This window comes from Bauldia sp. (assembly GCF_020442045.1).
In the GTDB taxonomy this organism is placed as follows: domain Bacteria; phylum Pseudomonadota; class Alphaproteobacteria; order Rhizobiales; family Kaistiaceae; genus Bauldia.
On sequence record NZ_JAGRLA010000156.1, the window covers coordinates 1 to 23,311 of the forward strand.

Annotated in this window: 25 protein-coding genes and 1 tRNA gene; 5 read left to right on the forward strand and 21 right to left on the reverse strand. The window is 65.8% G+C overall.

All coding sequences use genetic code 11. The features are described 5' to 3' along the window. The 3 genes from KDJ86_RS17140 to KDJ86_RS17150 form a co-directional block, all read right to left on the reverse strand. Positions 1-1,369, reverse strand: a 1,369-nt coding sequence (locus KDJ86_RS17140) for a YifB family Mg chelatase-like AAA ATPase (protein ID WP_291748597.1), incomplete at its 3' end; no start/stop codon positions are given. A gap of 96 nt (positions 1,370-1,465) precedes the next feature. Further along, positions 1,466-2,269: an SDR family NAD(P)-dependent oxidoreductase gene (locus KDJ86_RS17145; RefSeq protein ID WP_291748600.1), complete on the reverse strand. Its 804-nt coding sequence runs from the start codon at positions 2,267-2,269 to the stop codon at positions 1,466-1,468. 74 nt (positions 2,270-2,343) lie between these two features. Then, on the reverse strand, positions 2,344-2,844 hold the full coding sequence (locus KDJ86_RS17150; protein ID WP_291748601.1) for a cytochrome b: 501 nt from the start codon (positions 2,842-2,844) through the stop codon (positions 2,344-2,346). 240 nt (positions 2,845-3,084) lie between these two features. On the opposite strand from KDJ86_RS17150, the gene KDJ86_RS17155 reads away from it, so the two are divergent. Continuing rightward, positions 3,085-3,378 (forward strand): hypothetical protein, encoded by a 294-nt coding sequence (locus KDJ86_RS17155; protein WP_291748604.1) that lies wholly within the window; start codon positions 3,085-3,087, stop codon positions 3,376-3,378. Between the two features lie 23 nt (positions 3,379-3,401). On the opposite strand, the gene KDJ86_RS17160 is transcribed toward KDJ86_RS17155, so the two are convergent. The 4 genes from KDJ86_RS17160 to KDJ86_RS17175 all read right to left on the reverse strand — a co-directional run bounded on the left by KDJ86_RS17160 (position 3,402) and on the right by KDJ86_RS17175 (position 6,054). After that, positions 3,402-3,773 carry an SH3 domain-containing protein gene (locus tag KDJ86_RS17160; protein WP_291748605.1) on the reverse strand — a complete coding sequence of 124 codons (372 nt, stop codon included), beginning with the start codon at positions 3,771-3,773 and terminating at the stop codon, positions 3,402-3,404. Positions 3,774-3,882: 109 nt separating this feature from the next. After that, complete coding sequence (locus tag KDJ86_RS17165; protein WP_291748608.1) at positions 3,883-4,716, reverse strand: MBL fold metallo-hydrolase; 834 nt, start codon at positions 4,714-4,716, stop codon at positions 3,883-3,885. Between the two features lie 92 nt (positions 4,717-4,808). Next, entirely contained in the window at positions 4,809-5,354 is a 546-nt protein-coding gene (locus KDJ86_RS17170) for a DUF1697 domain-containing protein (protein ID WP_291748610.1), read from the reverse strand. Between the two features lie 10 nt (positions 5,355-5,364). Beyond that, complete coding sequence (locus tag KDJ86_RS17175) at positions 5,365-6,054, reverse strand: D-lyxose/D-mannose family sugar isomerase (RefSeq protein ID WP_291748612.1); 690 nt, start codon at positions 6,052-6,054, stop codon at positions 5,365-5,367. A gap of 247 nt (positions 6,055-6,301) precedes the next feature. Here KDJ86_RS17175 and KDJ86_RS17180 point away from each other — a divergent pair, with 247 nt between their 5' ends. Beyond that, positions 6,302-6,940 (forward strand): GntR family transcriptional regulator, encoded by a 639-nt coding sequence (locus KDJ86_RS17180; protein WP_291748615.1) that lies wholly within the window; start codon positions 6,302-6,304, stop codon positions 6,938-6,940. 20 nt (positions 6,941-6,960) lie between these two features. Here KDJ86_RS17180 and KDJ86_RS17185 read toward each other — a convergent pair whose 3' ends face one another. From KDJ86_RS17185 to sppA, 3 genes are read right to left on the reverse strand one after another with little or no spacing between them, the layout of a single operon-like run. Further along, on the reverse strand, positions 6,961-7,284 hold the full coding sequence (locus tag KDJ86_RS17185; protein WP_291748618.1) for a LapA family protein: 324 nt from the start codon (positions 7,282-7,284) through the stop codon (positions 6,961-6,963). Between the two features lie 55 nt (positions 7,285-7,339). Continuing rightward, on the reverse strand, positions 7,340-7,618 hold the full coding sequence (locus tag KDJ86_RS17190) for an integration host factor subunit beta (RefSeq protein WP_291748621.1): 279 nt from the start codon (positions 7,616-7,618) through the stop codon (positions 7,340-7,342). After that, on the reverse strand, positions 7,615-8,622 hold the full coding sequence (gene sppA, locus KDJ86_RS17195) for a signal peptide peptidase SppA (RefSeq protein WP_291748624.1): 1,008 nt from the start codon (positions 8,620-8,622) through the stop codon (positions 7,615-7,617). The genes KDJ86_RS17190 and sppA overlap by 4 nt, the downstream gene beginning before the upstream one ends. Positions 8,623-8,735: 113 nt before the next feature. On the opposite strand from sppA, the gene KDJ86_RS17200 reads away from it, so the two are divergent. Next, entirely contained in the window at positions 8,736-9,356 is a 621-nt protein-coding gene (locus KDJ86_RS17200) for a glutathione S-transferase family protein (RefSeq protein ID WP_291748626.1), read from the forward strand. 86 nt (positions 9,357-9,442) lie between these two features. Here KDJ86_RS17200 and rpsA read toward each other — a convergent pair whose 3' ends face one another. The 3 genes from rpsA to aroA form a co-directional block, all read right to left on the reverse strand. Further along, positions 9,443-11,269, reverse strand: coding sequence for a 30S ribosomal protein S1 (gene rpsA / locus KDJ86_RS17205; RefSeq protein ID WP_521085312.1), 1,827 nt, complete (start codon positions 11,267-11,269; stop codon positions 9,443-9,445). A gap of 144 nt (positions 11,270-11,413) precedes the next feature. After that, entirely contained in the window at positions 11,414-12,046 is a 633-nt protein-coding gene (gene cmk, locus KDJ86_RS17210; protein WP_291748659.1) for a (d)CMP kinase, read from the reverse strand. Positions 12,047-12,068: 22 nt separating this feature from the next. Continuing rightward, on the reverse strand, positions 12,069-13,418 hold the full coding sequence (gene aroA, locus KDJ86_RS17215) for a 3-phosphoshikimate 1-carboxyvinyltransferase (RefSeq protein WP_291748631.1): 1,350 nt from the start codon (positions 13,416-13,418) through the stop codon (positions 12,069-12,071). Between the two features lie 165 nt (positions 13,419-13,583). Here aroA and KDJ86_RS17220 point away from each other — a divergent pair, with 165 nt between their 5' ends. Further along, entirely contained in the window at positions 13,584-13,973 is a 390-nt protein-coding gene (locus KDJ86_RS17220) for a TIGR02300 family protein (RefSeq protein ID WP_291748632.1), read from the forward strand. A gap of 87 nt (positions 13,974-14,060) precedes the next feature. Further along, a tRNA-Ala gene (locus KDJ86_RS17225) sits at positions 14,061-14,136 on the forward strand. Between the two features lie 362 nt (positions 14,137-14,498). Here KDJ86_RS17225 and KDJ86_RS17230 read toward each other — a convergent pair. The 8 genes from KDJ86_RS17230 to KDJ86_RS17265 form a co-directional block, all read right to left on the reverse strand. After that, positions 14,499-15,911 carry an amidohydrolase family protein gene (locus KDJ86_RS17230; protein WP_291748636.1) on the reverse strand — a complete coding sequence of 471 codons (1,413 nt, stop codon included), beginning with the start codon at positions 15,909-15,911 and terminating at the stop codon, positions 14,499-14,501. After that, positions 15,908-16,732, reverse strand: coding sequence for an ABC transporter permease (locus KDJ86_RS17235; RefSeq protein ID WP_291748639.1), 825 nt, complete (start codon positions 16,730-16,732; stop codon positions 15,908-15,910). The genes KDJ86_RS17230 and KDJ86_RS17235 overlap by 4 nt, the downstream gene beginning before the upstream one ends. Beyond that, positions 16,729-17,652 (reverse strand): ABC transporter permease, encoded by a 924-nt coding sequence (locus tag KDJ86_RS17240; RefSeq protein ID WP_291748641.1) that lies wholly within the window; start codon positions 17,650-17,652, stop codon positions 16,729-16,731. Before KDJ86_RS17240 ends, KDJ86_RS17235 begins: the two co-directional genes overlap by 4 nt. A 64-nt stretch (positions 17,653-17,716) precedes the next feature. Further along, positions 17,717-18,886, reverse strand: coding sequence for an ABC transporter substrate-binding protein (locus KDJ86_RS17245; protein ID WP_291748644.1), 1,170 nt, complete (start codon positions 18,884-18,886; stop codon positions 17,717-17,719). Further along, the gene (locus KDJ86_RS17250; RefSeq protein WP_291748646.1) at positions 18,883-20,124 is read right to left on the reverse strand and encodes an amidohydrolase family protein; all 1,242 of its coding nucleotides are present in this window, start codon (positions 20,122-20,124) and stop codon (positions 18,883-18,885) included. The genes KDJ86_RS17245 and KDJ86_RS17250 overlap by 4 nt, the downstream gene beginning before the upstream one ends. Continuing rightward, complete coding sequence (locus KDJ86_RS17255; protein ID WP_291748649.1) at positions 20,121-21,233, reverse strand: ABC transporter ATP-binding protein; 1,113 nt, start codon at positions 21,231-21,233, stop codon at positions 20,121-20,123. The genes KDJ86_RS17250 and KDJ86_RS17255 overlap by 4 nt, the downstream gene beginning before the upstream one ends. Before the next feature lie 471 nt (positions 21,234-21,704). Next, complete coding sequence (locus KDJ86_RS17260; RefSeq protein ID WP_291748652.1) at positions 21,705-22,475, reverse strand: SDR family NAD(P)-dependent oxidoreductase; 771 nt, start codon at positions 22,473-22,475, stop codon at positions 21,705-21,707. 591 nt (positions 22,476-23,066) lie between these two features. After that, a partial coding sequence (locus KDJ86_RS17265) for a transketolase C-terminal domain-containing protein (RefSeq protein ID WP_291748655.1) occupies positions 23,067-23,311 on the reverse strand: 245 nt, incomplete at its 5' end.

The window sequence follows — 23,311 nt, forward strand, 5'->3', positions numbered from 1 at the left end:
CGTTCTTCAAGAGGGCGATCGCCGGCTCGTCGAGCGCGACGATCTTCTCGATCGTCGAAGGCGAGCACTGCCCGTTGCAGACCGCGTCGATCCCGTATTCGGCGAAGCGGTCGCGCTGGATGGCGCGTGCGGCGGCGACCCGCGAGGCGACCGCCGCCGAAGGCTCGGCCGGGGCCGGCAAGATGAGGTCGGTCGCGGCGACCGCCGGCACCTCGATGCGGATGTCGATGCGATCGAGCAGCGGCCCGGAGAGGCGCGCCTGATAGTCCGAGACGCAGCGCGGCCCCCGCCGGCAGGTGTGGCCCGGCTCGCCGGCCATGCCGCAGCGGCAGGGGTTCATCGCTCCGACGAGCTGGAACCGGGCCGGATAGGTAATCCGGTAATTCGCCCGCGCGATCATCGTCTCGCCGCCCTCGAGCGGCTGGCGGAGCGAATCCAGCACCTGGGGCGTGAATTCCGGCATCTCGTCGAGGAACAGAACGCCATGATGGGCGAGCGACGCCTCGCCAGGTCGCGGCCGGATGCCGCCGCCGACCATGGCGGCCATCGAGGCGGAATGGTGGGGCGCGCGGAACGGACGGCGCGCCGTCAGCCTGCCGTTTTCCAGCGTTCCGGCGATCGAGGCGATCATCGAGACCTCGAGGAGCTCGGCCGGCGAGAGTGGCGGCAGGATCGACGGCAGCCGGCTCGCCAGCATCGACTTGCCGGCGCCGGGCGGGCCGACCATCAGCATGTGGTGGCCGCCGGCCGCGACCACCTCCAGCGCCCGCTTCGCCGTTTCCTGGCCCTTGATGTCGGCGAGATCGGGCAGCGCATCGGGTTCGGCCGCCAGACCCGCCTCTGAACGGGAGAGCGCCTGGGTGCCGCGAAAATGGTTGGCGATGGCGATCAGGCTGCGTGGCGCGAGGATCGCCATGTCCCGGCTGGCCCACGCCGCTTCGGGCCCGCAAGGGGCGGGGCAGATGAGGCCGCGCTCCATGGCATTGGCGGCGATCGCCGCCGGGAGCACACCGGCGACCGCCGAGATGGTGCCGTCGAGCGCCAGCTCGCCGAGGGCGACGAAATCGGCGAGCTGGTCGCCGGGCAGGGCGCCGATCGAGGCCATCAGCGCCAGCGTGATCGGCAGGTCATAATGGCTGCCTTCCTTGGGAAGGTCCGCCGGCGCGAGGTTGATGGTGATCCGTTTCGGCGGCAGCGAAAGCCCGGTCGCATGAAGCGCCGCCCAGATCCGGTCGCGGCTCTCGGCAACCGCCTTGTCGGGCAGGCCGACGATCGAGAAATGCGGCCCACCCGGCGCGATCTGCACCTGGACGTCGACCGGGACCGCATCGATCCCCTGGAACGCAACCGTCGTGACGTGTGCAACCATACCCGCGCGCCCTCCGCTCAGTCGAACGATAGCGCAACCCATGCGGGTTCACAAGAACAATAAGTGAACAAATATGTCGGGAGGAATGCGCCGAGACTACCAGGCGATGGGCTTGCCGTCCCGGAAGAAGCCGCCGGTCGGCCCGTCGGCATCGATCTCGGCCGCCCAGACGATCGACGCGGCGCCCTTCCCGACATTGCGAGGCGCCGATGACCCGCCCATGTCGGTGCGCACCCAGCCCGGGCAGACCGCGTTCACCTTGATGCCGCGTGCCGCGAGATCGCGGGCGAGGGCCCGGGTCAGGGCGTTGAGGCCCGCCTTGGAGACCTTGTAGGCGGAGCCCGGCCAGCCGGCGCTCGCGTAGCTGCCGTTGGCGACCGCGTCGATGAAATCGCGCATCAGCGCGGACAGGGTTTCGCGATCGAGATCGGGTTCGAGGAGCTGCCGGCGGATCGCGGGGGAGAAGCCGGTCAGATCGCCCGCGCCGCTCGACACCATGACGATGACGGCGCCGTCCGGCATCAGGCCCGTCAGCGCGTCAGTAAGATTCATTGGACCGTCGAAATTCGCCGCGAGCGTCTTGCGCGCGACCTCGGCGTCGAAGCCGTCGAGCGCGATGCCGGCATTGTGGACGAGCACGTCGGGACGGATGCCGTCGCTCCTCAGCCCGTCGACCAGTGCCGCGATGCTTCCCGGATCGGTCACGTCGAGTGGACGGTGTTCGACCACCAGCCCGCTTTCGGCGAGCGATCCTGCGGCCGCGCGGCCCTGCCGGTCGTTCCGCGCCGTCAGGATGACCCGGAAGCCGTCCTGGGCGAGCTGCCGGCAGGTCTCGCGGCCAAGCCCCCGGTTGCCACCGGTTACCAGTGCGACGCGTCCCTCTCCCGTGCGACCGGTCATGCGCCTGTCCTTTCTCCGACTCCGGACCGATGATCGCAACATCTGGGGTCCGCTTGCCCGGATACCAGCCCCTCCTAGCGCGCCGGTACGACCATCCTCCGGATCAGCCCGTCATGCCGGATGAACTGATGCCAGAGCGAGGCCGCGACATGGGCGGCGATCAGCACGATGAAGACCGGCTGGCCGAGTTCGTGGATATCGCCGGTCGGCAGGCCGAAATACCAGGCCAGGATGCCGGTGATCGGCATGAAGAACAGAAGCAGGTAGAACAGGAAGTGCACCACGCGCGATGCGACTTCGGCGGCAGGCGGCGACTCGACCGGCGGCGGCGCGCCCTGCGACAGTCTCAGAACGACGCGGACGACCACCAGGGCCAGCACGGTCAGCCCGAGCCAGACATGACTCGACGCGGTGGTCATCGCCCAGAAGCCTTGCACCGAACCCGGCTGGATCCGCGGCGGATGCCCGCTGATGAAAAGCTGCCAGGCGACCAGGCCGGCGATCGTCCAATGAAGGACGATCTGGGCCAGAGAATAGGATGGCGGTCGCTTCGCCGTTGAGAAAGGCTGCGCCATGGATGGGTCCCCTCGTGGATTCGGACACGTTGCCGTGTCGGACAGGCGTCATATAGGCATTGCATGTCGCAGGAGTTTCACCGGTGTGTATCAGTTTGTAACCATCGCGCGTTCTTATCCCGCCAGGAGTCGGTCCCGGCCCCTGGATTGCGTGTCGCTCCCCGGTCCCGGATGGATGCCCTTGCAGCCGGGGCACGGGACCTCCAAATAGGTGGAAACAAGCGAGGGTCGCCCGAGACGATGATCTACCGCAGCATGCAGTTACAGCCGCGAACCTGGCAGGCGCGCGTCGGCATAATCCTCGCGGCGGCTCTTGGTGTCGGCCTGGTGGTCGCGTTTCTGGTGCTCGCGGTCGGTGTCGCCATCCTGCTGCTGCCGGTCGTCGCGGTCCTTGCCGCGATCGGATGGTGGCGCTGGCGCAAGATCGAGGCGGCAATGCGCGAGGAAGCCGCGCGCCGCGAGCCCGGTGGCGACGACGCCCGCACCATCGAGATCGACTACCGCGTGATCGACGAACCGAACCGCCGCGGCTAGGACCGACTCGTCGCAGGGACCGGCTATGCCGGGCGGATGTATTTCCCGTAGACCCAGGCGGCGCGATACTGCCCGGTGCCCCTGGGATCGAGCCACACCTCACACCACGCGTAACGCACGGCCCGGCGCTGTTTCCAAGCCGGCCATCCGGCGATCGTCGCGAGATTGACGCCGCCGGTGCATTTCCCGGTCATCGACAGCATCGTCTGGTTCGGATAGGCGACCAGTATCTGCGACTGGCTGCTCGGCCAGGCACGGACGTTGAGCGTGTCGCCATGGGGAACGTCGACCACTTTCCATGCGAAGAAGGCGCTCGCGCTGCCGGTGGCGATGGATGCGCACAGGCCGGCGGCGGCTAGGAAGGCGACAACGGCTGCGGTCCGGATCGAGGTCATGGGTCAGGTCTCCTGTCTCGATCGTCCAGCGTCCACCCGCCGGACATCCTCCAAGCCTGAGACGGCAGACATCGCCGCTCAAGGCTGAACACTCCCTGAATGGCACCCGTCAGTAACCCGGCAGGACCAGCACCGTCGGTCGCACGGGCAGGGTTGCGCGCGACAGGGTTACCACCGGAATCGGGCTCGTCTCGACCGCGAAATGCTCGCCGAGGCGGGAGACGAATCGCTGGAGCGTCGCCGTACCGAAGAAGTGCATCGGGATGACCAGCGGCGCGTTGATCTGCTGGAGGACGAGGATCATGTCGTCGACGTTGAGCGTGTAGCCGCCGTCGACGGGTGCGAGTACCACGTCGATGCGGCCGAGCGCGTCGAGATGGGCCGGGGTCAGCGTGTGGTGGAGGTGGCCGAGATGGGCGATGCACAGCCCCGAGACCTCGAAGACGAAGATCGAATTCTGGTCCCGCTGCAGCGTTCCGGAGGTGCCGAAGCCGCCACGGATATTTGTCGTGACGTTGCGGATCCAGACGTCGTCGACGGTGATCTCGTGGTGGGCCGGCTGGCCATCCTCGCCCCAGCCGTGGAGCACGAAGCGGATGCCGGGGTCGGGCGCCAGCGTGAAGTGGGAGATATGCGCCCGGTTCATTGTCGCGATATCCGGGACGATCGGCGGCCGCGTCGCATCGCTGTAGTCGGTCACCACGGTGACGCCGAGCGGGCTTTCGAGGAGGAAACTGGCATGGCCGATATAGGTCAGCCGGACCTCGCCCTCCCGCAGCGCCGCGATGTCAAATCCGGCCGGCAGCGAGGCGAGCGCCGGTTGCGGGTTGGACGCGACGAAACGCGGACAGCGCTCGGGCTCGACCTGCGCGACCGCGGAATGTGACGCCAGGGCGCCGACAAGGGCGATGACGGCGAAAGACATGCGGACGACGCGAACCAATGCCGGACTCCTCCAAGAGCCGCGCCACCGCCCGCCGTGGTCGACTGTGACACGGGTGGGGCGCCCCGCCAAGTCGCGGCCCGCGCGTTGGCCTAGGAGGCTTCCGTCATGGCAAGAAGCTTTGTCACCGTATTCCAGTTCCGCGCCGTTCCCACGACGCCGAGCTTCTTCTCGAGCTCCACATTGGTGAGCTTCGAGCGGCCGATCCCGTCGGGATAGTGAATGTAGACCGCGCCGCCTCCCGCCGCGATTCTCTCCGGTCCGCCATGCTCCGCCGCGAGGCGGGCGAGCGCGTCCCCGTCGGGATCCCGGTCGGTGAACATGACGACCAGATGGGAGGGATCGTTTTCCGCCGCTGCGGTGAAGGGGTTGCTCGCGACGATCCGGGCAAGGTCTTCCGCGGCTTCGGCGATAATCCCGACGCTGAACCCGAAATGCGCCTTGATCGCCGCTCCCAGCCTGGCGGCGATATCCGCGGTCGAACCGCCACGGGCGGACAGAACCACATTGCCGCTCTGCAGCAGGGTGCGGACATCGGCGAAGCCCGCCTGCTCGCAGAGGTGCTTGAGGGCGGCCATCTTCATCGGCTTGGTGCCGCCGACATTGATGCCGCGGAGCAGGACGACGAAAACAGCCACGGGCGGTTCCTCAGCCGGCGAGGTAGGTGTCGTAGTCCGATACCAGCAGATGCAGCGGCGGCTCGTCTTCCTCGATCTCCGCAAAGCGGCCGATCTTCTCGACGAAGACGTTGTCGGCCAGATCGTCGTTGACGGTCGAAACCTCACCGAGCAGGACATCGGTATCGCCGGCCCAGAAGCGGTGCCAGACACCCGGCAACAGCGTGACGCTTTCGCCAGGTGCGAGACGGAGCCGCCCACCTGCCGGCAGGCATCGTTGCATGCCGTCGGTCATGACCACGACATCGGCCTGCTGGTCGATATCGCCATTGTCGTCCGACATGTAGAGCTCGAAGATCGCGCGCCCGCCGCCGCGGTTGATGATGTCCTCGGCCTTGATGTTGTGGCGGTGCATCGGGTTCATCTGCCCGGCGCGGCACAAAAGCAGTTTTTCGGCATAGAGCATGCCGCGCCCGCTGGCGAGGTCGGCGGGGTTGCCGTTGCGGAGCGTGAAGAGGAAGAGGCCGAAACCGTCGAAATCGCCGCGGCCGAAATCGGTGATATCCCAACCGAGGCGCGCGTCGATAATGCCCGACGCCTGGTTCCGGAATTTCCGGAACTGCTCCGGCGTCCAGTAGGCGAATGGCGGCAGGGTGAAACCGAACGAGCGGATGAAGTCATCCGCCGCTTTCATGATCTCGTTGATTCTGGAGCGCTTCATTCTTGCTATGGTTTCTTGGCAATGGGACTGGGAAGAAAAATGATCATGGGCCTTCCGGCAATATGACCAAGCTTACCCATGTCCCGGTTTCCGGCAATCCGAGATTTGTCTTTTGCTGCCAACGGTTAATGCCCGATTGTGAGGGTGTCGAACCGTGTTACACTCGCGCTCCCTCTGGAGTCCTCTCGTGAATTTTGCGGCACCGGTATTGTCTGGTTCATCGCGCCGCGGCCTGTCGAAGGCCGCCATGACTTATGAATATCTCCGCGCCGCTATCGTCGAACTCCGGTGCCAGCCGGGAAGCCGCGTCGACAAGGCGGCGATCTGCCGGGAGCTCGGGGTGTCGAGACAGCCGCTGGCGGAAGCGGTGGCCCGGCTTGCCGAGGAGCGGCTCGTCGATGTCGAGCCGCAGCGGGGCACCTATGTCGCCCGCATCCGTCTTGCCGACGTCGTCGAGGCGAATTTCGTCCGGCAGTCGCTCGAGGTCGCCACCGTCCAGGCGATCGCGCCGCGCATGGACGAGGCGGTCCTGAGCCGGCTCGCGGGAATCCTGGACGCCCAGGCGGCGGCCGCACGGGTGGATGACAGCGAGACCTTCTACGGCCTTGACGTTCGCTTTCATCTCGCCCTGTTCGACGTGCTGGCCATGCGCCGTGTCGCCGAGGTGGTCGAGAGCTCGCGTGCCCAGCTTGAACGCATCCGGCGCCTGCTCCTGCCCGGACCAGGAAGGCTGTTCCGGACGGTTGACGAACATATGGCGGTCTATCGCGCCCTGGCGGCAAGGGATAGCCGCGCCGCCGGCGATGCGATGCAGGCGCATATCGGTGTCGTGATGACCGAATTGCGGGAGTTGTCGACCCGCCGCCCCGAGCTCTTCGAAACCTGACAGACTGTGGCGATTGCCGGTCACGCGGCGTCCCGCGTGGGCAGCGCGGGAATTTCCTTGCGGCGCTCCACCTCGCGTCGCAGCCGGTCGACCTCGCCTTTCTCGTGCCGGGCCTGCCGCCGCCAGCGGCCTTGCCGGAACCAGACCGCGGCGCCGCCGACAACGACGCCGATCACCAGAGTTGCGAAGAGGAGGACAAAGAGCGGCACCGTTATCGAAAGCGCCGGCGACGCGACGTTGAAGGGATCGAAGGAGAGCACGACCGCATGGCGGTTGGCGACCGCCAGGGCGATGGCGACGACGGCCAGCGGTATGAGGACGAAATAGATCAGGAAGCGTCGCATCGGGCCTTGGTTTCGCCTCGTCCGGTCTTCGCGGCGCCTGCCGCGCATTTCCGGTTCAATTGTTCAGGCGCTCGCGCATTTCCTTGCCGGTCTTGAAGAACGGCACGTATTTTTCAGTTACCTCGACGCGGCTGCCGGTGCGCGGGTTGCGTCCGACCCGCGCCGGCCTGTTCTTCACCGAGAAAGCGCCGAAGCCGCGAAGCTCGACGCGATCGCCGCGCGCCAACGCTTCGGTAATCGCATCGAGGATGGCATTGACGATATGCTCGACATCGCGCTGGTAGAGATGCGGATTCTGCTCGGAGATCCGTTGCACCAACTCGGATTTGATCATTGAAGCGCCCCTTTGGCGGGTCCGTCGCTCCCGCTCCCCGGAGCCTGCCAAACCGACACCAGACCGTCAAGCATCAGCCGTTGCGGGAGCACCCGATCGACCAGCCCGACCTGGGCGGCGGTGGGGGCGATACCGAGCTGGCGCAGCAGCCAGAGCGTGGCGATATCCGCGGTTGAAAACAGCCCCGAGCCGCTGTTGGCCGGCTCCCAGTCCTTGACCGGCAGCGAGCGCTTGACGCCTTTTGACGCAAGCCAGTCAAGCGCTTCCTCTTCGCCGCCGATCTCGTCGATCAGCTTGGCGTCAAGCGCCTGCCGTCCCGAGTAGATCCGGCCATCGGCCAGCACCAGCGCGTCGTCGCGCGCGAGCTCCCGCCGATCGGCGACGATATCGACGAACCAGTCGTAGCTGTCGCGGACAACGCCGTTGAGAACGGCAATCGCCTCCGGCGACGCGGGCTCGAACATCGAGGGCGCGGCCTTGAGCGGTGAGCTCTTCACTTCCTCGACGTTGATGCCGAGCTTGTCGAGCATCCCACCGATCTCGGGAAACTGGAAAAGCACACCAATCGACCCGGTGAGGGTGGTGCGGCGGGCGATCACGTGGTCGGCGGCGATCGCGGCCATATAGGCGGCCGAGGCGCCGACCGTCTCCATGCTTGCCACCACCGGCTTCTTCTTCGCCATCCGCCGCAGCGCCTCGTAGAGCGCCTCGCCGCCGGCGGTCGATCCCCCGGTCGAATCGACTGACACGATCACGCCCTTGACCGCCCTGGCGTCGGTGATCTCATCGAGCATCTCGATCTGGTCGCGGTCCTGGGTGATGAAGCCGGAGATGGTGACGCGGGCGATCTGCGGCGTCAGTCCCGCGAAACCCTCGCGCCCGGCGAACTGCCCGATTGCCGCGATCAGAGCGACGGCGATCGCCAGGAAGGCAATGACGCGCCAGACCGAGAGCTTCCTTCGAAGGCTCCGCCGGTCGACGATCTGGTCGGCTGTCAAGCTCATACGGCCTCCTCGAAATGCGTCCGCGCCCGCCCGCAAGGCGACGGGGTAACGCCTCTTGCCCCGGCAGGCAAGTCGCCATGGACGGATGGGTCGTCGCTGGCTAGTCTCCGCGGATGCTGAAGGTCTGGGGCCGCACCAACTCGATCAATGTCCAGAAGGTTCTGTGGACGCTGGCCGAACTCGACCTGCGCTACGAACGGATCGACGCCGGGATGCAGTTCGGGGTCGTCGACACGCCTGAATACCTCGCCAGGAATCCCAACCGGCTGATTCCGGCGCTCGATGACGACGGCTATGTCCTGTGGGAATCGAACGTCATCGTCCGCTATCTCTCGGCCCGCTACGGCGCGGCGTTCCTCTATCCGGAGGATATGCGGGAGCGCTTCCTCGCCGAACAGTGGATGGACTGGCAAGCGACCAATCTCTACGTGGCGCTGGTCCCGGCCTTCCTCGGCCTGATCCGCAAGGTGCCGCAATTCTCCGATCCGGCGGCGATCGAGGCTTCGCGGGCGAAGACCGAGGTGTTCATGTCCGTCCTCGACGGGCATCTCGCGTCGCGCGACTATCTCGTCGGCGATTCCTTCACCATGGCCGACATTCCGGCCGGGGCAACCGCCTGTCGCTGGTATGCAATGCCGGTGAAGCGGGATCCGCATCCGAATATCGAGCGCTGGCTCGCGGCGCTGAGGAAACGGCCCGGCTTCGCGCGCCATGTCGACCTGCCGCTGAGCTGACCGGGGTCACGGCGCGCGGGGCAAAGAAAAACCCGCGACGAGCGCGGGTTTCTCATTCGGGTCTTTCGAACACGGGGGGAAGGGCGTCAGCTCTTCTCCTCGTCCGCCTCAGCGCCTTCCGGCGTATCTTCGTCGCCGCGGGCGCGCAGCGCCGCGCCGAGGATGTCGCCGAGCGAAGCGCCGGAGTCGGACGAACCGTATTGCGCGACGGCCTCCTTTTCCTCGGCGATTTCGAGCGCCTTGACCGAAACGGTGACCTTGCGGTTCTTCTTGTCGAAGTTGGTCACCCGCGCATCGACCTTCTCGCCCTTGGCGAAGCGTTCCGGCCGCTGCTCGGAGCGGTCGCGCGACAGGTCGGACCGGCGGATGAAGGTGGTCAGATCGGTATCGGCGATCTTCACCTCGATTCCGGCATCCTTGACGTCGATCACCTCGCAGGTGACCACCGCGCCCTTGCGGACGTCGCCGGCGGCCTCGGCAAAGGGATCGCTGCCGGCCTGCTTGATGCCGAGCGAGATACGCTCCTTCTCGACATCGACGTCGAGGACCTGGGCCTGGACCATGTCGCCGCGGTTATAGTCCTCGATCGCCTGCTCGCCGGGACGATTCCAGTCGAGATCGGAGAGGTGGACCATGCCGTCGACATCGCCATCGAGGCCGATGAAGAGGCCGAACTCGGTCTTGTTCTTGACCTCGCCCTCGACGGTGGTGCCGACCGGATGCTCGGCGGCGAAGGTTTCCCACGGATTGTCGAGGGTCTGCTTCAGGCCGAGCGAGATGCGCCGCTTGACCGGATCGACCTCGAGGATCATCACCTCGACCTCCTGGGAGGTGGAGACGATCTTGCCGGGATGGACGTTCTTCTTGGTCCAGGACATCTCCGAGACGTGGATCAGCCCTTCGATGCCCGGCTCGAGCTCGACGAAGGCACCGTAGTCGGTGATGTTGGTGACCCGGCCCTTGAAGCGGACATTGACCGGGTATTTCGCCTCGATGCCTTCCCAAGGATCGGTCTCGAGCTGCTTCATGCCGAGCGAGATACGGTGGGTCTCGTGGTTGACCCGGATGATCTGCACCTTGACCGTCTGGCCGATGGACAGGACCTCGCTCGGGTGGTTGATCCGGCGCCAGGCGATGTCGGTGACATGCAGCAGGCCGTCGATGCCGCCGAGATCGACGAAGGCGCCGTAGTCGGTGATGTTCTTGACCACGCCCTCGATAACCTGGCCTTCCTCGAGGCTCTGGACCAGCTCGGACCGCTGCTCGGCGCGCGTCTCTTCAAGCACGGTGCGCCGCGAGACGACGATGTTGCCGCGACGCTTGTCCATCTTGAGGATCTGGAAGGGCTGCGGCGTATGCATCAGCGGGGTGACGTCGCGCACCGGGCGGATGTCCACCTGGCTGCGCGGCAGGAAGGCGACGGCGCCGTCGAGATCGACGGTGAAGCCACCCTTGACCTGGTTGAAGATGACCCCGGAGACCTTCTCGTTGTTGTTGAAGGAAACCTCCAGCCGGACCCAGCTTTCCTCGCGGCGAGCCTTCTCGCGCGACAGGACCGCTTCGCCCAGTGCATTCTCGATACGCTCGAGATAAACCTCGACCTCGTCGCCGACATTGACGCCGGGTTCACCACCGGCGACGCTGAACTCCTTCAGCGGGATGCGGCCTTCGGTCTTCAGGCCGACATCGATGACCGCGAGGTCCTTTTCGATGGCAACGATCGTTCCCTTGACGACGCTCCCCTCCATGACCTCTTCGGCATTGAAGGACTCGTTCAGGAGAGCGGCAAAATCTTCTTTCATTGATTGCTCAGCTACGGACATTGATACTCCGGGTGCGACGGCTGCGCTGGCCGTCGGTTGGTGTTGTTCGGACCGGGACGTCTGCCCTTTTCTGGCGTTGCCCTGTTCGATCGGCGAAAGGGGCCGCGGCGCTCCAGGCAGAAGTCTCGGCAGTCTGGAAGTCTCGGCAGTCATATAGGCTTCGCGCCCGCCGGCTGCATCCCGAACGACCGTTCCGGTAACGCAAAAGACGGGCAATGCCTTGCGGCATTCCCGTCAGCTGCGTCCGGCTCTGGCCCGTTCGACGATGTCCACGGCCGCGCGGAACGCGGTTTCTATATCCATTCCGGTCGTATCGAGCAAGTGGGCGTCATCCGCCGCCTTGAGGGGAGCGGCGGCCCGTTCGGCGTCGCGTCGGTCGCGGCGCGCGAGGTCGGCGAGGATCGCCGCGTCGTCCGCCTCGCCTCCGCGCGAGCGGATTTCGGCGGCGCGGCGCCTGGCCCGGGTTTCGGGGTCGGCGGTGACGAAGAGCTTCGCCGTCGCATCGGGCAGGACGACGGTGCCGATATCGCGGCCGTCGAGCACGGCACCGGCGCCTTCCCGCGCGAAATCGCGCTGCCGCCGGACCATCGCCTTGCGGAATTCCGGCATCACCGCGACCTTCGAGGCGGCTTCGCCGACGCCATGCGCGTTGAGGCGATCGCGGTCGAGTGCCTCGAGATCGAGGGTTTCCGCGATCCCGATCGCCGCGGATTCGTCATCAAGCGGCAGGCCGCTGGCGACCAGCGCCGCGCCGACCGCGCGGAATGTCAGCCCCGTGTCGAGGTGCCTGAGGCCGTAATGCACCGCCAGCCGCCGGGCGAGCGTGCCCTTGCCGGAAGCGGCCGGCCCGTCGATGGCGATCAATATGGCCCCGTTCGGCGATAATGGATCAGCCGCCATCGACGCTCTCGAAGCGGGCGCCGAGGCCGGCCATCATATCGCGGAATGCCGGAAAGCTGGTCGCAATCGGGCCCTGGTCGTCTATGGTCACTGGCTTCCTGGTGGCGAGCCCCATGATCATGAAGCTCATGGCGATGCGATGGTCGAGCGCGGTCTCGACCGTGGCGCCGCCTTCGGGCCGACCGTTGCCCCTGACCACCAGCCGGTCCGGACCGTCCTCGACGTCGACGCCATTGGCCTTGAGCCCCGCCGCCATCATCGCGATTCGATCGGATTCCTTGACGCGCAATTCGCCGATCCCTTCCATCCGCGTCTCGCCCTCGGCGAAAGCCGCGGCGACCGCGAGGACGGGATATTCATCGATCATCGACGGGGCGCGGTCCGCCGGGACCGCGACGCCCTTCAGCCGGCTGGCGCGCACCCGCACGTCCCCGACCTCCTCGCCGCCCACAGTGCGGCGATTGTCGATTGCGATATCGCCGCCCATCTCGGTCAGCGTCTCGATCAATCCGGCGCGGGTCGGATTGAGCAGGGCATTCTCGACGGTGACGTCCGAGCCCTCGACGATCAGCGCCGCGACGATCGGGAAGGCCGCCGAGCTCGGATCACCGGGCACGACGATCTTCTGGGGATGGAGATCGGCGCCGCCGTCGATGGTGATGGTGCGCACGCCGTCCTCGGCGACCGTCGTCTCGATCGCGGCGCCGAAGGCGGCGAGCATCCTCTCGGTATGGTCGCGGGTGGCGACCGGTTCGATGACGGTCGTGGTGCCGCTGAAATTGAGCGCTGCGAGCAGCACCGCCGATTTCACCTGCGCCGAGGCCACCGGTACGCGATATTCGATCGGCACCGGCACGTCCGGCCCTTTGATGGTTGCCGGCAGGCGGTCGCCCGACCGCGAGAGAATCTGTACGCCCATGCGGCGAAGCGGATCGAAGACCCGCCCCATCGGCCGCCCGACGAGGGAGTGGTCGCCGGTGAAGGTTGTCGCGAAGCCATGGCTGCCGGCGAGTCCCATCGCCAGTCGGACTCCGGTTCCGGCATTGCCGTAGTCGATGACCCCTTCGGGCTCGAGCAATCCGCCGACGCCAAGCCCCCTGACCGTCCAGACGCCCGTATCGTCCCGCGCGACGGTTGCGCCAAAAGCGCGCATCGCCGCGGCGGTGGCGAGCACATCCTCGCCCTCGAGCAGCCCTTCGATCGATGTTTCCCCAAGCGCCAGGGCACCGAGCATCAGCGCCCGGTGCGAGATCGATTTGTCTCCCGGCGGCCGAATCGATCCCTCGAGCGGTCCCGAAGGGGCGGCACGGAGAGGGTTTTTCCCTGTTTCTTTCGACATCTCGACTGATGCTCCGGATCGCTGGCGGCCCGTTGGGCGCCGTTCGGATAGCACAGCCGGCCGGGTCCGTCATCCAACCGTCGCATGCGATCGAGATTTGCTTTTGACAGCAAGTTTCGCTCGCATTAAGGGACACCCCTTCAACGCTTCCGACGAGGCACCGAAGTGGCGAAACCAGAACTCGGCACCAAACGCATCTGCCCGAACTGCGGCAACAAGTATTACGATCTCAATCGCGACCCGATCGTCTGCCCGAGTTGCGGCACGATATTCGAGGTCGTGGCCGCCAAGGCCCGGCCGGCCACCGCGCGGGAAGAGTCCGGCGGCGGTGACGAGGAGGAGGTCGAGGAGGTCGACGAAAAGGCCGAGCTGGTGTCGCTCGAGACCGCCGACGAAGAGGCGGCGGATACCGGCGCGGTTGCGGTCGATGGCGACGACGACGACGAAGAGATCGAGGCCGATGACGGCGACGATACCTTCCTCGAGGAGGATGAGGAGGACGACGAGAACGTCTCCGACATCATTGGCGACGTAGACGACGAGGAAGAACGATGAGCGGCCTTGATTCGGCCGAAGCTCGGACTTAAGAGACTGTGTCCGCGGCGGTAGGGGCAGGACCCGAGCGCCGCCGGACTCCCGGAAGGGGCCATAGCTCAGTTGGGAGAGCGCTTGAATGGCATTCAAGAGGTCGGCGGTTCGATTCCGCCTGGCTCCACCAAATTTTTCAATGACGTAGCAACGATCTGCCGCCAAGAGGCGATGGAATTCCTGAGTTGGACGGTCGCCGCAAGCTTCGAGAAAACAGCCGTTCCACCAGCCTCTCGATTCCTAGGGCCGCGCTTCGTATCCACGCAATCCTTTGGCTAGGATAAGCGCACAACGGAACCGATTCGTCGAAACCAGTTCCTTCCATCCTGGTTCTAGAGGACCGATGCGGTTTTCTCGTTCCAGCCTCGGGCTCGCCGATCCGAGCGTTGCATTGCGCGAATATTCCCGATCATCGTGACATCCTCCCGACCTTGGGCCATAGCGCCGACCGATTCCGGGCGAGAACCTGATCCGGATGGCGGCGGCCCGGTTTCACCCCGAGCCGCGGGCTTCTCCCCTGGCAAAGTATCGCGTCGCGGCTGCGGACAGAGCAGAGGCGATGGCGGGACTGCCCGTCGCCTTTGCGCTCCGGGCGGCACTCGCCAACGCGCGCTCCACCTCTGGAAGATTGATTCCGGTCAGCTTCCGGTCGGCGAGGACGACTCGCCCGTCGACGACGAGATCGGTGACGTGCCGGGCGGATAGCCGGGTCAGCATGAGCTGTATCGGATCCGCGCGCTCGTCCGATCGCTCGGGCGCAAGGGCTTCGTAGTCGATCACGACCCAATCCTTCCCTTCGGACGCGTCGCCGGCGAGGCGATGGCCGGCCTGGAGCGCCTCGAAGGGAACCGGATCGTCGACCGGCCGTCGCATCGAGCCGTCGCTGTGGACGAGCCGCATGAGACGCATTTCGGTGAACAGGTCCGGCGTGTCGCCGAAACCGAGGCTGTCCAGCCCTATTCCCATTGCCAGCCCGTGCCTGAGGAAGGCCGGCACCGGCGCGATCCCGGAATTGAGCCGGAGGTTCGAGCTCGTGTTGACCGACAGCGTCACGCCGCGCTCGGCCAGGAGAGCGATCTCATCCTCGCGGAGATGAACACCGTGGGCGCAGCCCAGGCGTGGGCTGAGCAACCCCGCCCGGTCCATTTTGCCGATCGGATCGCCATCAAAGGTTCGGTCGAGCCACGCCCGCTGGCGGCGCGTTTCGAGCAGGTGCATGAAGACGCGCCGTCCGGTCGCCGCCGATCGTTCCGCCACCATCTCCATCAACTCGGGCGAGCACCAGGTCGGGCCGACGGCGTGGAAGTGAACCGAAACGCCGCCGCCCTCGGCCAGCCGGGCCGCCTCTTCGACGGCCGCGACCTGATCGGCGATCGGGGGCAACGAGCTGTCGGCGGTTTCGAACGCCTCGCGGGTTGCCACGTCGAGCTCAGCGGTGAAGCGCTGCTTGTCGACATAGCCGCCGAGGTTGCGGTCGAGAACCGGGAGCGCGAGGCCGACCCGGATTCCCACCTCACGGGCGGCACGCGCGACCTTCTCGGCCTCGCCCGGCAGGTCGTCGAGGCGCAGCGGGTCATAGGCAACCTGGGTGGCCGCGACGCCCGCCGCCGCCAGACGCCCGAAGGCCACCAGGCCTTGCAGATAGGGGTCGACGGCGGGCAGTAGCGCCGTTGCCGGAATCCAGGCTTCGAGAGGGCGATCCGAAGCACCGAAGGCGACCGGAGATAACGCCCGGCCATGATCATGTGCATTGGCGGGCGCCGGCATGACGATCGTCCCCGAGCCACCCAACCGGATGACAGGCGCCGATCCTGGATCACCCAGCGCAATGACCGCGCCGCGCTCCGCCGGCAGGCTTCCCGGCCGCCGGAACAGGTAGTCCGCCTCTATCCTGATCGCGGTCATGACCGGCTGGCCGCGGGCCTGAAGGCGATGAAGAAGAACACGGCGAGAAGGGGAATGGTCACGACCACGATGATGGTCGCCAGCGCGAAGGAGATCGGGACATAGGATTGGTGGTCGGACGCCTGTGCCCACTGGAAGATCGGCATGGTCGTGCTCGTTCCGCGAAGGAAGAGCGATCTCGGCAGCTCGCTGAAGGAGAGGAAGAAGCCGAACATGGCGGCGCCGATGATCGCCGGTCGGAGAAGCGGCCATTCGACCAGCCAGAACACCTGGTACGGCGAGGCGCCGAGATCCCGCGCGGCATCGATCAGGCGACGATCGAAGCGCGTCAGCATGACGACCACTAGCAGCAGCGCGAAGGGCAGCGCCCAGAGGACGTGGCCGAGCGCCACCGACCACGGACCAAGACGCAGGCCGAGATCGAGCCTCAGGAAGAGGAACAGGGCCGCACCGATCGTGAGGCCGGGAACGAAGAGCGGCAGGAGCGCCGTTCCGAGTACCCAGCCGGGGCGCTTCAAGCGCATCACGCCGCGGCCGACAAAGGTTCCGATCAGGGCGCAGGCAATGCCGACCAGCACGGCGATGACGATGCTGCTGACCATCGGCGCCCGCCAGCGGGTATCTGCGGCCATGCGGAGATACCATTCGAGCGTGAGAGGATAGGGCACGCCCGACAGCGGCCGCGCACTGAACGACATGACCATCAGCCAGACGATGGGAAGGTAGGCGAGCGCGAGCACCGCCAGTCCGCTCGACATGCCGAGCCGTCGCCAGATCGGCCGGGTCTGCCAGGCGATGTCGGTTGCCGCGCCCGCCCTCATTGCCGGATCTCCGCGAAGGTATTCATGATCGTGCGCGAACGGCGCAACACGATGAACAGGAGCCCCATGAGGATCACGAGCACGGCCATCACGAAGGCGGATAGCGCGGCCGCCATCGGGTATTTCAGCGCCGACAATGCGGAATTGATCGAGTTGCCGAGAAGATTGACGTTGAACCCTCCGAGGAGCTGGGGGACGACGAACTCGGCCATGGTCGGCACCAGGGTGAAGATGATGCCGGCGACGATGCCCGGAAGGGCAAGCGGCAGGATCACGAGGCGCAGGATTTGCAGCGGGCTCGCGCCGAGATCCTCGGCCGCCCCGACGAGCTGGTCGTCCACCAGCTCGAGGGACATGAAGATCGGGAAGACCATCGATGGGAAATAAAGCAGCACCATCCCGAAATTCACGGCGAATCCGGAATAGAGCAGCCACGCCTGCGGCTCTATCCCGACGCCGCCAAGCAATGTGTTGACCACGCCCTCGGTGCCAAGGATCGCCCGCCAGATCACCGTCCGCGACGTGGTCTCAAGGAAGAAGGGGATCGTCAGGAGTGTCAGGATGAGGGTCCGGGCTCCGTTCGACCTGCAGCCCTTGGACAGCCAGAGCGCAAACGGAAAGGCGAGCACGAAGATGATCGCCGTCACGGTCACCGCCACCCCGAGGGTGCGGGTGCCTATCCGCCACCGGCCGCTTTCGAACAGCGTATGCCAGGTCTCCAGCGAGAACGAATAGTCCGTCTCGAAGCCGGAGGTCGTGAAGAACGAATAGACGAACATCAGGAAGAGCGGCAGGAGCAGCAGCATCGCCCAAGCCGCTGTGAACAGCGTCAACAGCCAGCCGTAGCCGTCGATCAGGCGCCGGACCCTGGAGCGGCCCGGCACCGCCCTTCCGGCTTCGAGTGCAGCGACGGCGGTCAAAGGACTTCCGCTCCAGGCATGGGCCCCTCCCGCCGCGAGGCGGAAAGGGCGACATAACAAACGCTCAGGCGCTGAGGAAGCGCTGCCATTCTTCTTCCATCACGGCAAGATTAGACGGCACCGGGTTGAAGGTGAACTGTTCCGTCTTGAACTTCTCGGTGGCGATGACGCTCGCCGATTCGATCTTGGCGACATCCTCCTCGGCCCAGCCCGCGGACTTGGCGAATTCGACCGCGAGATCCATGTTCGGCCCGACGAGGCCCTTGATCGCCATCTGGGCGAGATATTCGCCGCCGAGGAAGAAGTTGAGCGTCTTGTAGACCGCGTCGAGCGTGCCACGATCCTTGGCCTGCTTGGCGATGAACAGGGCATTGCCCCATTTGAAATAGTAATCGGCATAGGCGTAATAGGCGATCGTCTTGCCGGCCTGCTCGTTCGCGACGACGACCGCATCGGACCAGCAGTTGAGGATATCGACCTCGCCGTTGCCGAGAAGCTGCGTCTGTTCGTCGAAGCCGACAAAGAAGGAGCGGAACTGACCCGCCTTCTTGCGCTCGATTCCGAAATCGGCGACCGCCTTGGCTTCCGGGCCGGTGAGGTTGGTGACGTCGGCGATCTTGGCGTAGCCCTTGTTGGCGACGTATTGCGCCATCAGCGGGAAGGAGTAGACGAGCGTGGTGGAGAGGCCGACCCGGCCCTTGGTCTTCTCGCTCTCGAACATCAGTTCCCAGGAGAGGACCGTCTTTGGATCGGTGACGCCGAGCGCTTCCGGCCGATAGCCGAAGCTGTCCGCGCCGCCGACATTCGGCACGCCGTACTGGACGCCGTCCGCGGCGAGCGGCTTGGTGAAGGCTTCAGACACGCGGCTCCACAGCGTCAGTGCCGGGTTGCCAGTGTCTATCGGCAGGAACCAGTCCTTGCCGAGGACCTTCTGCATGCCGGTTTCGGTGAGAAAGAGATCGTAGGTCTCGCCGATCTCATTGCTGACGATCTCGCGCATCACCACGCCGGGATCGCCATTCGTCGGGGTGAATTCCATATCGAGGTCGGTCGCTTCCGTGAAGCCCGACCAGTCCTCGAGTCCCTGGGCAGCGGTGCCGTAGACCTTGATCTTGCCAGAAGCGGCGAGAGCCGGGGTCAAGGACCGGGCGGCGAGAGCAGCAAGGACCGTATAGGCCCCACCTTTCAGGATGCCCCTGCGCGTGAGGGCGAGCATGCGCGGCTGTTGTTTCATGACGGCTCCTGTCGTTGGAGGGAGATCAGTTCTTCGTGGTAGGTGCTGCGCGCGGCGACGCGGCCGTCGCGGATGACGATGCGCTCGGGAACCAGGGTGGTGAGGGCCTCGGCGGGATTTGCCGCCCGGACGAGCAGCAGGTCGGCGCGGCTGCCCGGCGTCATGCCATGCCCCTCGCGCCGGGAGAGGAGCGCGCCATTCTCGGTGATCATCCGCCATGCCTCGGCGAGCCCCTCATCGGTGAAGAGCTTCGCCGCATAGGCCATGAGCTGGGCCGACCATACCGGATCGGGCAGCATGAGATGCGGCGCGAACATCGACCCGAAGGCCTCCTGGGCGATCGCCACCCGGACGCCGTTTTCGATGAGTTCCTTTACCGGTGCCATACCGCGACCGGGCATGAATGCGCCCGCGTCTCCGTAGAGGAGACCGGCATGGGGACTGACCGCGACCGCCACGTCGAGCTCTCGCATCATGGCGTAGATTTCATGGCGCTTCTCAGCGGTCTGCTTGCCGAGCGACATGCAGTGGGCGACCGCCAGCCTGCCTTTGAAGCCACGCTCGAGCCCTTTCCGGAGCACGACCTCGATCCAGAGCGATTCCGGCCTGTCGGTCTCGTCGCAGTGGAAGTCGGCGCGCGTGCCGAACTCCTCGGCAAGGTCGTAGACGAGATCGATCTCGCGGGTGATCCGGTCCGGATCGCGTTCGAGCTGCGGGTTCGTCCCGATCCAGCGGGCACCGTCCTGCAACGCTTCGCGCGCGAGCCCGAGCGCCAGCGGATCGCTGATCAGGCCGTGCTGCGGAAAGACCACGATGTCGATATCGACGATTCCGGCAAACCGGCCGCGGGCTTCCTTGAGCGCGTCGTAGCAGACCATCCGGGCATAGCCGTCGACATCCGCATAGGAGCGGACATGCACGACGCCCCGCGCCGCCATGATCCGCAGCGCCCGGCTGACGCGCTCGACCGTGTCCTCGATGGTGAATGCCTGCTTCCGCCGCCCGAGCTTGTCGATCTGGGTCTCGAACGGCTTCTCGACCAGTTCGTCCGGTTCGACGAAGCAGGAGGTCAGGTGGTAGTGCGGCTCGACCAGCGCCGGCGAGACCATGTAGCCACCCGCATCGATGACCTCCGCCGCCTCGGCGTCCTCCGCATCGACGATCCTGCCGTCCCTGATGGCGATATCGACGTTTCGTCCTTCCGGGTCGGTCGCACCGCGGATAAGGAGGTTGCTCACGACGAATGATCCCCCCTGTTCGGAACGATACAGGCTGCGTCGGGCGGAACCTGGACCGCTGACAGGGATGCGGGGACAGCATGCCTGTCGAGGACCCGCACGGTCATCGGCCCGACGGGGGTCGTCACGATCTGGTCGACGTGAGCCCCCTTGTAGATCGTCGAGCCGAGGCTCGCCGGCACGGAATTCAGACCGACAGCCGCCGAGCCGCTGAGCATGACAGGTCTTTCCGCCCGCACGACGAGGGTCGCGCCGGATCCGATTTCCGGTTCCTCAACGCCGGTCCAGCGGGCGCGGAAGCGAGCCGTTCCCGCGTCGAGTTCGACATGGCCGCCTTCCTCCAGGCCGGAGGCGATGACGCCGTCAATCAGGTTCTCGACGCCCATGAAATCGGCGACGAAGCGATTTACCGGCTTCTCGAAAAGGTCTTCCGGCGGTGCGAGCTGGACGATCCGGCCGCGATGCATGAGGGCGATGCGATCGCTCATCGTGATCGCCTCCTCCTGGCTGTGGGTGACATAGATGAAGGTCATCCCCAACTGCTTCTGCAGCGCCAGCAGCTCGACCTGCATGTCGATACGCAGCCGTTCGTCCAGGGCGCCAAGCGGCTCGTCGAGGAGCAAGATCGTCGGTTCCGTCACCAGCGCCCTGGCAAGCCCGACGCGCTGCCTTTCACCGCCGCTCAACTGATGGATGCGCCTGTCCTCCTTTCCCGAAAGGCGGACGAGCGACAGGGCCGAGACCGCTTTCCGGCGGCGTTCCGCCGGCGCGACGCCCCGCACGCGCAAGCCGAACTCGACATTCTCGCTGACCGACATGTGCGGAAAGAGGGCATATCCCTGGAAGACCGTGCTGCAATCGCGCCTGGCAGCGGGGACTCCCCTCACATCCTCGTCTCCAATCCGGAGGGCCGCGATGCTGGTCGGCGTTTCAAGCCCGCCGATGATCCTCAGCAAGGTCGTCTTTCCCGACCCGCTCTGTCCCAGGAGCGTCAGGAATTCGCCACGCCGGACGGAGAGGGAGACGTCGTCGAGACCGATGACGTCGCCATAGCGATGGCGCGCATTCGCAACCTCGAGAACGCGCTCGGCGGCGTCTGGATCGGTCATTGCCGGCCGAGGGGTATCGTGAGATGTCGCCAATCGCGCAGTGGAAGCCATAGCCTCATCAATGTCTTTTATATCCCCTTTAGTACAATCTGACTCTTGCCGGCAAAATGTCCAAGCACTTTTTCGTCGGAGCCGCCCCCGAGTTCGCGCGAGCAAACGAAAGGCAGGTGACCGACGGCCTTCGGATCAATCGACGGGCTTCTTCAGGCCCGACGCCGCGGGACCGGTATGCATCAGATCAGGGGATCGGTTGCCCCTCCGAATTCCACCACCCGCCGAGAATGCCAAGTTGCTCTTCGTAGGCAGCCGCCGCTCACGTCCCGGTGGCGAAGCTGGGGGCAGAATGGCCGCCGGCTCCATATCTGACGGACTTGGCGGCTTTCGTTGAACGCTGTTTGGTCCGGAAGCTCAATTGCGGCGCCAATGATGTTCCAGAGCCAGCTTGCCGACGACAGATACGAACCGTCGAAGCTAGCGGATGTATGAGGCGCCGTTCACGTCAAGTGTCGCTCCCGAAAGGTGCCTTGCCTTTCCGGTCGCGAGAAAGACGGTAAGGTCGGCGATCTCGGAGGCGGGTGTCCATTCGCGCATGGCGAGGCTTTCAGTGATTGGACCTTCACCTCCGGGTTGCGCGGCGGCGAAATCCTCAGCCATCTTGGTTCTGACCAGGCCGGGCGCGATCACATAGGCAAGGATCCGTTCCCGCGCGCACCCGAGAGCGATGGTCTGTGTGAAAGCCTTGGCTGCCGCCTTGGACGCCGAATAGGCCATGGTATCCGGGTCGTTCGACCCACGCTGCGCGGCCCAGCTCGATATTGTTATGATTACGCCGCCCCCGACTTCGCGGAAGTGTCGGACCGCGTCACGGGTCAGGCGGGCAGGTCCAAGCACGTTGGCGGCCAGCGTGCGCTCCCAGACGTCGTCCCATTCATCGTCCTGCGCGTCTATTCCACCGCGCATGATCATCGCGCCGGCATTGTTCACCAGTACATCGACGCGACCCCGCCAGGCGAGTGCCTTTTCCCAAAGCCGGCGCACATCGTCGGAACGCGCAAGATCCGCTCCCACGATAAGCTTGCGATCCCGAAGAACGCTCCGTGTCGCGTCTTCAGCGCCATTCCGGTCGCTGCGATAGTGGGCGACAACGTTTCCCCCCGCCGCGCCGACCGCCGCCGCTATTGCTGCGCCGATCCCCTTGGAGGCACCGGTGACGAGGATCGTTCTCCCGCCGAGGTCGCACATTTGAGACATCCGCTTCTAGGGCCGGTAAGCCAAGGAGGCCAATTGTTCACCCAGCCATGGTCCATCCTCAACCGATATGTTCGCGGTGGCGCAGCCCAAGCGGTGTTTCCCCGCACTCCATCGATGCGCCCGCGTCCCACGGCCTCGGCTGGTGGCCAACGGTCGCGCCTCCCTCTCGGGCGAAGCGCCGCAGCAGTTGCGGCCGGATTTCGGGGCACGAACCGGCCGAGTGCGCACCTGCCGGGCGAGGTCGCCGTTACTCGGAGCCGGAAGACGTTCGAGGGTGATCTCGCCGACCCTCGCGGCCATTGCCGCGAGCACGGGCTCGAGGACCGGGTTCGAGGATGGCGTCAGCACCCCTGGCCGCGTTGGACCATCAGTCGATTCCCCGGGCTCGTCCACACCGCCGCTCCTTGTCCCCGACGATCCGAAGACCCAGAAGAAGTCTGTATTATGCTAGATCAAAATACTATGTAATTCTGGTCGGGCAAAACCTTCACGATCTCCGGTGCGCATCCCCCAGCCCGGCGCGGATCCGGCGGAGGTCGATATCGAGGTGGCGCATGGCGTCGTCTCGTCGATCATCATCGGTCAGGCTCCTTCCGCCATGTCCCGCAACGTCGCGGCGATCTTTTCCGGCCCGGGCATCACGGCATCCTCGAGGGACTTCGCAGCGGGCAGGGGCACGTCCGGCATGCACAGCCGCCGCACCTGGCGAAGTGCGCCCGGCCCCATCGCCTCGACCGCACGCGCCACCACTTCGCCCGACATCGCGAAGCTGCGGAAATCCTCGTCGACGACGAGCAGTCGACCGGTTTTCGCGAGCGATGACGTCA